11 protein-coding genes are annotated in these 12090 nt (G+C 70.0%); 6 read left to right on the plus strand and 5 right to left on the minus strand.

Annotated elements, in window-relative coordinates; translation table 11 throughout:
- Positions 1-54 precede the first annotated feature (54 nt).
- Genes ABGB21_RS15990 through ABGB21_RS16010 form a run of 5 tightly spaced genes read left to right on the plus strand, consistent with a single transcriptional unit; the run spans position 55 to position 5033 of the window.
- Entirely contained in the window at positions 55-1020 is a 966-nt protein-coding gene (locus ABGB21_RS15990; protein ID WP_347651716.1) for an ABC transporter permease, read from the plus strand.
- Positions 1017-1916, plus strand: coding sequence for an ABC transporter permease (locus ABGB21_RS15995; protein ID WP_347651717.1), 900 nt, complete (start codon positions 1017-1019; stop codon positions 1914-1916). The genes ABGB21_RS15990 and ABGB21_RS15995 overlap by 4 nt, the downstream gene beginning before the upstream one ends.
- 8 nt (positions 1917-1924) lie before the next feature.
- A complete protein-coding gene (locus ABGB21_RS16000) occupies positions 1925-3091 on the plus strand; it encodes a Xaa-Pro peptidase family protein (protein ID WP_347678368.1) in 1167 nt (388 codons plus the stop codon).
- 2 nt (positions 3092-3093) lie between these two features.
- Positions 3094-3942, plus strand: a complete 849-nt coding sequence (locus ABGB21_RS16005; protein WP_347651719.1) for an alpha/beta hydrolase — start codon at positions 3094-3096, stop codon at positions 3940-3942.
- Positions 3939-5033 carry an Lrp/AsnC family transcriptional regulator gene (locus ABGB21_RS16010; RefSeq protein WP_347651720.1) on the plus strand — a complete coding sequence of 365 codons (1095 nt, stop codon included), beginning with the start codon at positions 3939-3941 and terminating at the stop codon, positions 5031-5033. The genes ABGB21_RS16005 and ABGB21_RS16010 overlap by 4 nt, the downstream gene beginning before the upstream one ends.
- Positions 5034-5036: 3 nt before the next feature.
- Here ABGB21_RS16010 and ABGB21_RS16015 read toward each other — a convergent pair whose 3' ends face one another.
- Complete coding sequence (locus tag ABGB21_RS16015; protein ID WP_347678370.1) at positions 5037-5939, minus strand: TatD family hydrolase; 903 nt, start codon at positions 5937-5939, stop codon at positions 5037-5039.
- Positions 5940-6213: 274 nt separating this feature from the next.
- Between ABGB21_RS16015 and ABGB21_RS16020 the strand changes: the two genes are divergently transcribed.
- A complete protein-coding gene (locus ABGB21_RS16020) occupies positions 6214-7455 on the plus strand; it encodes a hypothetical protein (protein ID WP_347678372.1) in 1242 nt (413 codons plus the stop codon).
- Positions 7456-7651: 196 nt separating this feature from the next.
- Here ABGB21_RS16020 and ABGB21_RS16025 read toward each other — a convergent pair whose 3' ends face one another.
- The 4 genes from ABGB21_RS16025 to metG all read right to left on the minus strand — a co-directional run bounded on the left by ABGB21_RS16025 (position 7652) and on the right by metG (position 11988).
- Positions 7652-8383 carry a hypothetical protein gene (locus ABGB21_RS16025; RefSeq protein ID WP_347678374.1) on the minus strand — a complete coding sequence of 244 codons (732 nt, stop codon included), beginning with the start codon at positions 8381-8383 and terminating at the stop codon, positions 7652-7654.
- Entirely contained in the window at positions 8380-9474 is a 1095-nt protein-coding gene (locus ABGB21_RS16030; protein ID WP_347651724.1) for a hypothetical protein, read from the minus strand. Before ABGB21_RS16030 ends, ABGB21_RS16025 begins: the two co-directional genes overlap by 4 nt.
- Before the next feature lie 16 nt (positions 9475-9490).
- Entirely contained in the window at positions 9491-9802 is a 312-nt protein-coding gene (locus ABGB21_RS16035) for a hypothetical protein (RefSeq protein ID WP_347678376.1), read from the minus strand.
- A gap of 383 nt (positions 9803-10185) precedes the next feature.
- Positions 10186-11988 (minus strand): methionine--tRNA ligase, encoded by a 1803-nt coding sequence (gene metG, locus ABGB21_RS16040; protein ID WP_347651726.1) that lies wholly within the window; start codon positions 11986-11988, stop codon positions 10186-10188.
- Positions 11989-12090 lie beyond the last annotated feature (102 nt).

Here is a 12090-nt window from a genome sequence, read left to right on the forward strand (position 1 = left end):
AAGGGCCCCTGCTGCGACAGGGGCCCTTCCTGCCACTCCCGGAGGGAGTTAACCATGCCCGCTGGCGCACGGTTTGTCCTACGTCGACTGCTCCGCGGCCTGCTCACCATGTGGTTCGCGGTGACGGTGACGTTCTTCCTGCTCCGACTCCTGCCCGGCGACCCGGCCCTGGCGATCGCCGACCCCGGGATGACCGCGGAACTGCGTGCCGAACTGCTGCACGACTACGGACTGGACCGGCCGCTGGCGGTGCAGTACTGGGAGTACCTGGTGCAGCTCGTACACGGCAACCTCGGGGTGTCGTTCCGGCAGAACCAGCCGGTCCTGGACATCCTGCTGGAACGGCTGCCCTGGACCCTGCTGCTGGCCGGCAGCGCACTGGTGGTCACCGTCGCGCTCGGCATCCCGCTCGGCGTGGTCGCCGCCACCCGGGCCCGGGGCTTCCTGGACCGGCTGATCCAGGTCGGCGGCATCACCGGCCAGTCGCTCTTCATCCCCAGCGTCGGCGTCCTGCTGCTGTACGTCTTCGGCGTCCAGCTCGGGCTGCTGCCGATCGGCGGGGCGATGGACGACGACGTCTACGGGCTGGCCGCGTACGGCAGCATCGCCGTACACCTGATCCTGCCCTGTCTGTCACTGGTGTTGGTGCAGCTCGGCTCGTACGTGCTGACCCTGCGCAGCACGCTTATCGACGCCCTCGGCGAGGACTACTGCACGCTGGCCCGGGCCAAGGGACTGCCGAACCGGAAGGTGGTGTGGCGGCACGCGCTGCGCAACGCGCTGCTGCCGACCACCACACTGGTCGGCCTGCAGCTCGGCTTCCTGGTCGGCGGCGCGGTGCTCACCGAGTCGATCTACGCGTACCCGGGGGTGGGCCGGGCCATCTTCGAGGCGGTCGGCCAACTCGACTTCCCGGTGCTGCAGGGCGCGTTCCTGATGCTCGCCTTCGCGGTCATCGCCGCCAACCTGCTCACCGACCTCGCCTACGGACTACTCGACCCGAGGGTGCGTACGTCATGACGACTGTTGTCCCGCCCGAGGCGGCCGGCACCACGCCGGCGGCCACCACCGCGCTGCCGCCGTCGGAGTCGGTCGGCCGGCAGACCTGGCAGGCGTTCCGGCGCAACCCGCTGGGTCTGGTCAGCGCCGGGATCCTGGTGCTGCTCGGCGTGGTCGCGCTCGCCGCGCCGCTGATCGCCGACTACCCCTCCGGGTACGGCGAGGAGGTGCTCGCCGGCCCCGGCGCCGGGCACTGGTTCGGCACCGACGACCTGGGGCGGGACGTCTTCGCCCAGGTGGTCTGGGGCACCCGGGTCAGCATCGTGGTCGGCCTGGCCGCCAGCCTGCTGGCGATCGTGATCGGGGTGCTGGTCGGGGTGCTCGCCGCGTACTTCCGCCCCGCCGACCTGCTGCTCGGCATCATCGTCGACGTTTCGCTGTCGCTGCCGGTGCTGCCGCTGATGATCCTGGTCGCGGCGTTGGCCGGGCCGAGCGTACCGACCCTGGTCGTGGTGATCGCGGTGTTCAGCTGGCCCGAGGTGGCCCGGGTGGTCCGCTCCCAGGGGCTGGCCGTGGTGCCGATGCCGTACGTCTCCGCGGCGCACGTGATCGGCGGCTCGCATCTGTGGGTGATCCGCAAGCACGTGCTGCCGGGGGTGGCTCCGGTGGTCGCGGTATCGGTGGTGCTGACCACCTCCCGGGCGGTGCTCTCCGAGGCCGGGCTGTCGTTCCTCGGTCTCGGTGACCCGAACAGCTGGTCGTGGGGGACGATCCTGCACCAGGCGCAGCGCTCCGGGTCGCTGGCCACCGCCTGGTGGACCACGCTCTTCCCCTCCCTGGCCATCCTGCTGCTGGTGGTGGCCACCACCCTGCTCGCCGTGGCGTACAACGACGCCCGCAACCCCCGGACGAGGTGACGACACCGGTGCGACTGCCGCCCTCCTTCTTTCCCGCCCTGCTGGACCGGGTCCGTGTCGGACTGGACGCGGCCGGGCTGGACGCCCTGCTGTTGGACGATCCGCTCGACGTGGCGTACCTGACCGGGTTCTTCCACTTCCCGAACGAGCGGCCGGTGGTGGCGTACGTGCCGGCCGACGGCCCGGTGCTGCTGCTCGTGCCCGACCTGGAACGGGAGTACGCCGCCGACCAGCGCGCCGTCGCCGAGTTGGTGGTGTATCCGGAGTTCCCGGGTGAGCGGAGTCCATGGCAGGTGCTCGCCGACGCGCTGCCGGTGCTGCCGGTTCGGGCCGGCCACGCCCCGTCGACCTCGGTGGGCCGGGTCGCCGCGCTCGGTGCGGCCTTCCCCGGTACCGGGTGGACGGTCAGTGACCTCGTCGGTGAGCTGCGGCTGCGTAAGACCCCGGAGGAGGTCGCGCTGCACACCGAGGCGGCCCGGATCGCCGACCTGATGCTGGCCGAGGGGGTCCGGCTGGTCACCTCGGCGCTCGCCGACGGTGGGGAGCTGCCCACCGAGACGGAACTGGCCGGGCACGTCACCCGGTACGGCGCCGCGACGATGTACGCCGAGCACACCGACGTCGTGGTGGTGCCGATGCTCACCGGCGGTCTGGTGTACGGCGGCCCGAACTCGGCCCAGCCGCACCGGCTGCCCGGCGGGGACCGGCTGCGGGTCGGCGAGCCGTTCATGCTCTCGCTCGGCTGTGCGGTCGGTGGCCGGTTCGTGGAGAGCGAGCGGACGTTCCTGCTCGGCGAGCCGACCGCCGAGCAGCGGCGCTACTACCAGGTGGTCCGGGAGGCGCAGCAGGTCGGTACGGAGGCGCTGCGCCCCGGCACCCGCTGTGTGGACGCCAACCGGGCCTGTCTGGACGTGATCCGACGCGCCGGCCTCGGCGACTATCTGCGGCACCGGCAGGGGCACGGGATCGGCCTCGGTTTCCACGAGCCGCCGTGGGTCGCCGACGGCGACGACACCGTGCTGGAGCCGGGCATGGTCCTCTCCAGCGAGCCCGGCGTGTACGTACCCGGGCACGCCGGCTACCGGATCTCCGACACCGTACTCGTGACCGGGACCGGGCCGCACCGGCTGACCGACTTCCCCCGGGACCTGACCGACATCGTGATCGGAGTCTGACCATGTTCGTGGAGATCAACGGCAACCGGCTCAACGTGGAGGTCCTCGGCGACGCGCCGGGCAAGCCCACGATGATCGTCCACCACGGCGCGCCGGGGCTGGGCTCGATGGCCGAGCCGCGTGCCTCGTTCGGCGCCTTCGCCGACGAGTACCGGGTGGTGGTCTTCGACGCCCGGGGCTCCGGGATCAGCGAGGGGAACGAGCCGTTCACCCACGAGCAGTGGGCGGCCGACGTGGACGGTCTGCGCGAGTGGGCCGGTGCCGAGCGGGTCGTGATGGCCGGCGGCTCGTACGGCGGTTTCATCGCGATGGAGTACGCGATCCGCTATCCGGACCGGGTCGCGGCGCTGGTGCTGCGGGACACCGCCGCCGACAACAGCAACCAGGAGCTGGCGATCCGCAACGCGCTCGACTCGGCGCGGGTGGAGATCGACCGGGTGAAGCTGGACCGGATCATGTCCGGCCAGGTCCGCGACGACGCCGACCTGCGGGACTGCTGGGCGGAGATCCTGCCGCTCTACGACCACGACCTGGACTGGGAGAAGGTCCGGCAGCGGGTGGAGAACACCCCCTACCGGTACGCCACGCACAACTTCGCCTTTGCCGTCAACCAACCGAACTACGACATCAAGCCGTTGCTGCCCGGCATCTCCTGCCCGACCCTGGTCACCGTGGGTCGACACGACTGGATCACGCCGGTGCCGTGCAGCGAGACGATCGCCGACCTGATTCCCGACGCCCGGCTGGTGGTCTTCGAGCACTCCGGACACTCGCCGCAGACCGAGGAGGCGGAGCTGTTCCAGCGGGTCGTCCGCGAGTTCCTGGCCGACGTACCGGCGCTCAGGGCATGATGCCCGTCGAGATGTACAACCTCGATCCCATCGACCGACGTATCGTCGCCGCCCTCCAGGTCAACGGCCGGGCGAGCTGGACCGACATCGCCCAGCTCACCGGCACCTCGGTGACGACGGTGGCCCGCCGCGCGCAGCAACTGCTGGCCGACGGGCTGGTCAAGGTGGCCGCCGCCCCGCATCCCGGTGGCGGCGGCCAGGCAGATCTGCTGATCGTCCGGATCCGCTGCGCGGCGGGAAGTCAGCTTCCCGCCGCCCAGGCGTTGGCGGCGATGCCGGAGATCCGCTTCGTGGCCGTGGTCACCGGGGTCTACGACCTGGTCGCCGAGGTGCTGGTGCCGAAGGGGACCAGCCTGCACAGCGTGCTGCTCAACGGGTTGCAGAAGATTCCGGGCATCGAGAGCAGCGTCGCCGACCTGGAACTGCACACGTACAAGTCGACCCACGAGTGGAGCCGGCACCTGCTCGGCACCGAGAACCAGCTGGTCGCGCCACCCCCGGTGCACGACTGTCCGCCGGCCCACCTCGACGAGCTGGACGAACGGATCATCGCCGCGCTGCGCGAGGACGGCCGGGCGAGCTTCCAGTCCGTCGCCGGCAGCCTCGGGGTCAGCGAGAGCACCGTCCGGCGCCGGTTCGAGACGCTCTACACCGCCGGCTGCGTACAGGTGATCACGCTGGTCCCGGCGGCGGCGCTCGGCTTCGAGGCGGAGATCCTCTTCTGGTTGTCGGTGGCGCCGTCCCGGCTCGACGCGGTGGCCCGCGAGTTGGCCGCGCTGCGCGGGGTGCGCTACGTCGCCGCCACCCTCGGGCAGGAATCGCTGATGTGCGAGGTGATCCTGCCGACCCACGCCGACGTCTTCGAGTTCACCACCAAGACCCTCGGCGGCATCGACGGCATCCAGGCCTGGACCGCCGGCGTGCAGCTGCTGACCGTCAAGCGGGGCTTTGTGATCACCCCGTGGGCGGCCCGACGGCTCGCCGCCGAGCACGGTGCGGAGGGTACGGACGGCGAGGCCGCCACCCCCGGACCGACGCCGGCCGGGTCGACCGGCGGCAACGGCCGTACCGGCAGACAGCGGCGGGGTTGACGGTCACCAGGGGCCGAAGACCCGGTCGCCGGTCGCGGAGATCGCCGCGCAGAGTTCCGCCAGGTCCGCGCCGGTCGTCTCGGCCAGCGACCGGACGGTCAGCGGGATCAGGTACGACGCGTTCGGCCGGCCCCGGTGCGGCATCGGAGTCAGGTACGGGGCGTCGGTCTCCACCAGGATCTGGTCGAGTGGGGTCACCCGGGCCGCCTCGCGCAGGTTACCGGCGTTACCGAAGCTGACCGTGCCGGCGAAACTCAGCACGTAGCCGCGTCGGACACACTCGGTGGCGAACTCGGCGTCCCCGGAGAAGCAGTGCAGTACCACCGTCTCCGGGGCGCCCTCGTCGTCGAGGATCCGCAGCACGTCGGCGTGCGCGTCCCGGTCGTGGATCACCAGCGGCTTGCCGTACCGCTTCGCGATCGCGATGTGCGCCCGGAAGCTGGCCTCCTGGGCGGCCCGGCCCTCGTCGCCGGTACGGAAGAAGTCCATTCCGGTCTCGCCGACGCCGCGTACCCGTTCCTGCCCGGCGAGCGCCTCGATCTGCCGCAGCGCCTCGTCGAGGTCGGCGAGTCGGGGCGCCTCGTTCGGGTGCAGCGCCACCGTGGCGAGCACCGCCGGCTGCCGCCGGGCCAACTCGGCCCCCCAGCGGGACGACTCGACGTCGACCCCGACCTGCACCAGCCGGTCCACCCCGACCTCGGCGGCGACCGCGACGGCCGCCGCCACCGGATCACCGGCGCGGTCCGCCCAGGGCGCCACGGCGGTCTCGGCGACGGTGATGTCCAGGTGGGTGTGGCTGTCGATCACCGGCTGGGGCAACGGTTCCGGAACCGGCGGGAACTCCCCCGCCCGCCGGGCCGCCCGCTGCCGGCGGGACTCGGTTGGCTCAGTCATCGCTGCCAGCATCACATATCGGCGATCCTGCCGATGGTGGCAGGCACACATCGACGTACCGGCCGGCAGGCATCAACGGACCAACCCAAACCAGCCGGCTGGCATCAGCGAGCCGACCCACGCCGGCCGTCGGGCGGGCATCAGCGATCTGGCCGACGCCGGTCAGCCCGAAGCGGTGACCGGCCGCCCGGCCGAACCGGCATTTTGTACATCGACGGGCGCCGTGGCCCCGGACGGTAACCCGCCGTTCACCAATCCGGTACGCCGTGCCCCTACCGTCGGCGCGATGAGCGTGTCGCCGCAGGCCAGTCAGGTTCCGGAGGCACCGGCCGGGTTACGCGTACGGTTCGCCGGCGTGCCCTACCCGGCCGAGGAACTCGCCCGTGGGGCGGCGTACGAGCTGTTCGGTACGGAACCGGCCGACGGGTTCGTCCGCGACGGGCGCCCCACCGCCCGGTACCCGTACCACCGGTTCGTGCACGCCAGCGAGGTCAGCCGCCCGCCGGGCACGGCACCCGAACCGGACAGCCCGCTGACCGCGCCGCTGAACCGGGAACTGTCCTGGAGCGGGATCCACGAACTCAGCCAGTCCCCGGCCGCCGTGGCGCACCCGACCCTCGCCGCGGTACGTGAGTCGGCGGTAATCCGGCGCGGCACCCAGATGGTCAAGGCACTGTCGCCGCACCAACTCGCCGGATTCCTGCTCCGCGGCTGGCTGCCGTACGGCTTCTGCTACCGCGAGTACGACGTGGCCCACCTGCGGACCCCGGCCGACCAGACGCTGCTGCGTACCGACGGCGAAGCCGGACGGGCCGTCCCCGAGGTCGCCTACCTGCTGCGCTGGCGGGCGACCGACCCGGTCGACTTCGTCGCACCGGTCGGCGCCGAGCACCAGGGGCTGTCCCGGATCCCGTCGCACGACCGGATCGGCCCACCCGTGCTCGGCACCGGGTTCGCGCCGAGCGGCCGGCACCTCATCCCCGAGTTCGTCACCCGGGACTTCGCCGACCTGCCGTTGCCGGCGAACGCGGCCCTGCTCGCGCACACCTCGGACGGGGACGAGGTGGTGCTCTACACCTACCAGCCGGAACAGCGCGGCTGGCTGCGGATGGCCGGCCCGCGCTGGCGTCACCTGCTGGCCGGGGTGCCCGGGGTGTCACCCGACCAGGAGTACGTCTCCACCGCCGAGGCGGTCCGGTCGACCGTGCTGATCGGCGGCTACCGGGGGCAGGAACACGAGGCGGTCGCCGACCCGCCCGACGAGTTCCGGGTGCTGGCGATGACCCGGGCGGCCCGCTACCCGGTGGAGAACCTCGTCCGCCGGGCCCGGTACGTCACCTGGCGCGGCGTGCTCTGCCTGGCGCTGACCGGGGAGTCCGGTTGGCTGCGGGTACGACTGTGCCGACCCGACCCGGACAACATCGCCGCGCTCGGCGCCCAGTGTTACGAACGTGGCGTCTACGAGGCGTGGGCCCCGGCCGCCGAGGTCACCGACGACCGCCTGCTCGACGTGCCGTACCCGCTCTGACACCGGTGATCGCCCGTATTCAGCCGCCGGCGGTACGTGTGGAAACAGGTTCGGGCGCGGCGAAGGCGCTCGCGAGCGGGCCGCCCCGCCCTCAGGGCGTACCAGATCATAGGCGGCCGAGTCAGGCCGCAGGGGCCCGTCGGACGGGACGTCGGGCATCGGGGAGTCGCCGCTGTCAGCCTCGTCGGGAGCTGGGTCAGTCCGGGCCGGTCCTCGTCAGGTGGGACACCGCCTCGGTGGTGAGGGCGTTCGCAAGGTCACGGAGAAGAGCGAGCACCTCCTCGATTTCCGGAGTAGCCGCCACCGCAGACAGGTTCGTGGTGACGAGAAGGTTGGCGTGCCGAAGCTCGTAGATCACCCCGACTTCTGCCGCGTCGAGACCTTTGAGCCGCGGATAGTCCTTGGGGTCGACCGCCCTCACCTGCTGGGAGTAGATCCCTGCATCCCACCAACCGCTGACCGCCTGGTTCGACATGCCCGGCCTGGACTGCTCGCCACTCCTCAGCGAGGACACCTCCGAGGCATGGTCCGTTTCGGCAGCACCATGATCAGAGTAAGTACGTATTCGTATGGTGCCGGCCGGATCGAACTCACCCAGCGGCGTACGGAAGCGCTCGCCGCCGTCGTACGCCCAGAATCCGCAGGTAAGGTAGACGTGATCCGGTACGGCGTTGAATCGGACCGTCCGATCGTATGAGGGACGGAGTCCCAGGCCGAACCGGGCGGCAACCTGGTCCGCCTTGAGGCGGTTACACAGGTCCTCATCCACCTGTTCGTATGTCACATTCGGTTCAGACGTCTCGATCGGGTCCGGGGCGGAGTCACATCCCAGAACCAGCAGCATGGTCGCGGTGGCCAGCATCGCCGATTGGCGCACGACAGCAGAGCGCGCGCGATGACGTGGAAGCATGACGACGGCCTCGTTCATCGGACTGACGGCATGTAAAAGTCGCCACTGTCGACGCCGTCTACCAGCCGGGGCCGGGGCGGCACGAGCCGCCCGTCCGCTCCGTCGGGCATGTGACGAATGGACTCCATCCGGGCAAGGACATTCTGCACTTCTTGATTGAGTCTGACGTACTGCTGGTCCGTCCTGGTTTCGATAAGCGTGATGGCCTTGGTCAGTGCGAGTAACAGTTCCTCGGCGGTACTTCCGGTCAGGGCATGTTCCTCCAGAGCCGTACCCGCAAGTGCGGAGCCGGCGTCGACCGCGCCAAGCCCCTGCTCCCAGCGGCCCTTCGTCGCCAAGATGGGCAGGGGGGCCTCGATTAGCACCAAGGCGGTCTTGACCGACTTGTCGCTCGCTGCTTTGGCTTGCTCGGCCCGCAACTTCAACTGCTCCAGGAGCGCCTCCCGGGTGTGGTGCACCACGTTCATCAGACTCTGCTGGGTGGCCTCGACGATCGCATGGGCGCTGGCCAGGCTGCCGGCGAACGCGTTGAGCATCCGCCGGTGGCTGTCCAGGGTGTGCTGGAAAGGGTGGTAGAAGTTGGTGACGAACTCCCGGGCGGCGTCACCCTCCCAGTCGCCGAGGCTGTACGTCAGCTTGCCGAAGTCATCGGGGATGCGGTCTTCCAGTTCGTGCAACGCGTCCTTCACCGGTCCGATCATGTCGGCGGAATAGACGGACCCGGCTGGATGGGCGATTGAAGCAACCATCGACCTGACCGTGGCGATGTTGCTCCCCGCCCACTCCCGGGCCTCCACCTCGTATTTCGCGATCTGCTGCTTGGCCTCATCCGGCCTTGAGTCCTGAAACGGCAGCCCGAATTCAGCTGCCGGCAGAACCCAGGACCTTCGGAACGGAACCGTCCCGCCGAATTCCACAGTGATGCTGTGACCACCGCTGCTAAAGGCGCTGGACATCCCATCGAAAACGATGTCCCACAGGCCCGACGCCTCGCTGTTCATGTACGCGAAGACCTGGTCGATGTAGCGCAGCTCGGTCAGATAGGTGCCGACCTCTGTGAGATTCTTCTCCAGCAGGTAGTAGTTGAACGGTATCGAACTGTCGGTCATGTTTTCCCCTGGCTGGTCAGATGCCGAGGCCCATACGGCGAGCCGGATCGACCGGCGGCGGATCGCCGATGGCCGGCGGATCCGGCAGCTCGGGAGCGGGACGCTGGTAGTCGGAGGCGTGGTCGGCACCGAGGAGTCTGGTGAATTCCCTGACCGCCGCCTCGTCCGTGGACGCGTAACGCTCGGCAGTCAGGACCAGCGCCGCGGCGACCTCCGCCATCCGCAGCGAGGTCTGCCGCAACACCTCGTGCACCTCGTCCCGCAATTCCAGAAGGCTGCGATGGGCTGCGTTCGGCCCCCGCCCGGGAACGTTGAACTGCGACTGCATCGGCCCGCTGATCCCGTGTATCCGGGTGGTCTGTTCGGCGTAGACCCGGGCGACCCGGGCAGCAGGATGCGTCCAGCCCGGTACAGGTCGTAGAGGTTCGCGCCGAAAATCTTGCCGGAGCCGACGTCGCCGAGACTGGCGTCGGGGCCGCGGTATTCGGGCCGCCAGCCTGGTTCGGTTGCTTCCACCATTCGAGCCCCCCGCGCAGGTGAAACCGCCTCAAGCGTTATACCACGCACCGCAAAGGTCCGGTCACCCCGCGAACAGGACCGTTCCTGCCCCCGTACGTGATCAGGGAGCGTGTGACATGCCGGGACATGTCACACGCTCCCCGGTCACGAGAGCTGGTCGTCGACGACCGACGGGGACCCGCCCGGGTCGGGTCAGTCGCCGAGTCGGGCGAGTTCCTCGTCCACGATGGACGAGTCGAGTTTGCGGAAGACCGGCTTCGGGGCGGCCAGTGCCCGGCCCGCCTCGACCGGCACCGACTCCCACCGTGTCCCGACGGTGTAGTCGCCGGTCAGCACCGGGTACGCCGGCCCGCCGTCCAGGTCCTCGACCTCCACGACCTGCGGCATCGGGGCGTGCACCCCGGTACCGCCGAGCAGCTCGTGGATCTTCTGCGCGGAGTGCGGCAGGAACGGGGTGAGCAGCGTGTTGGCGTCGCTGACCACCTGGAGCGCGACGTGCAGGATGGTCCCCATCCGGGGCTTGTCGTCCTCGCCCTTCAGCTTCCACGGTGCCTGGTCGGAGAGGTACCGGTTCGCCTCGGCGACCACCTTCATCGCCTCGCCGATCGCCTGCTTCTGCCGGTGCTTCCCGATCAGTCCGCCGACCGTGGCGAAGGCCGCCTTCGCGGTGGCGAGCAGTGCCTCGTCCGCCTCGGTGAGCCCGGCGGGGTCGATCGGCGGGATCGCGCCGAAGTTCTTCGCGGCCATCGAGATCGACCGGTTGACCAGGTTGCCCCAGCCGGCGACGAGTTCGTCGTTGTTGCGGCGGAGGAACTCGGACCAGGTGAAGTCGGTGTCGTTGCTCTCCGGGCCGGCGACCGCGATGAAGTAGCGCAGCGCGTCGGCGTCGTACCGCTCCAGGAAGTCCCGGACGTAGATGACCACCTGACGGGAGGAGGAGAACTTCTTGCCCTCCATGGTCAGGAACTCGCTGGAGACCACCTCGGTCGGCAGGTTGAGCCGGCCCAGGTCGCCGGGCTCGCCGCCCCGGTCGCCCTCGCCGTCGTAGCCGAGCAGCAGCGCCGGCCAGATCACCGAGTGGAAGACGATGTTGTCCTTGCCCATGAAGTAGTAGCCACGGGCGTCCTTGCCCTCGCCGTCCGCCGACCACCAGCGGCGCCAGGCGTCCGGGTCGCCGGAGCGCCGGGCCCACTCGATCGATGCGGAGAGGTAGCCGATCACCGCGTCGAACCAGACGTAGATCCGCTTGTCGGAGCGGTCCTGCCAGCCCTCCAGCGGAATCGGTACGCCCCACTCCAGGTCGCGGGTGATCGCCCGGGGCTGGAGGTCGTCGAGCAGGTTCTTCGAGAACCGGAGCACGTTGGGCCGCCAGCCCTCCCGGCTGTCCAGCCACGTGCCGAGCGCCTGGGCGAAGGCGGGCAGGTCGAGGAAGAAGTGTTCGGTCTCGACGAACTGCGGCGTCTCACCGTTGATCTTCGAGCGCGGGTTGACCAGGTCGATCGGATCGAGCTGGTTGCCGCAGTTGTCGCACTGGTCGCCCCGGGCGTGCTCGTAGCCGCAGATCGGGCAGGTGCCCTCGATGTAGCGGTCGGGCAGGGTACGGCCGGTCGACGGGGAGATCGCGCCCATGGTGACCTTGGGCACGATGTAGCCGTTGGCGTGCAGGGTCTCGAACAGCTGCTGGACCACGGCATAGTGGTTGCGGGTGGTCGTCCGGGTGAAGAGGTCGTAGGAGAGCCCGAGCCCGTGCAGGTCCTGGACGATCACCCGGTTGTAGCGGTCGGCCAGTTCCCGGGGGGTGACCCCCTCCTTGTCGGCCTGCACCTGGATCGGGGTGCCGTGCTCGTCGGTGCCGGAGACCATGAGTACGTCGTGCCCCGCCATCCGCATGTACCGGCTGAACACGTCGGAGGGGACGCCGAAACCGGAGACGTGGCCGATGTGGCGCGGGCCGTTGGCGTACGGCCAGGCGACCGCCGCGAGAACGTGACTCATGAACAGCAAGCCTAGTGACCCCTGCCGGGCGACCGCGAACCAACGTCGCCGGCACGTTCTCCGGGCCGAGCAGGCCGAAGTGGCAGATTTCCGACTCAACTG

It is taken from the genome of Plantactinospora sp. B24E8, from assembly GCF_039871735.1.
In the GTDB taxonomy this organism is placed as follows: Bacteria; Actinomycetota; Actinomycetes; order Mycobacteriales; family Micromonosporaceae; genus Plantactinospora.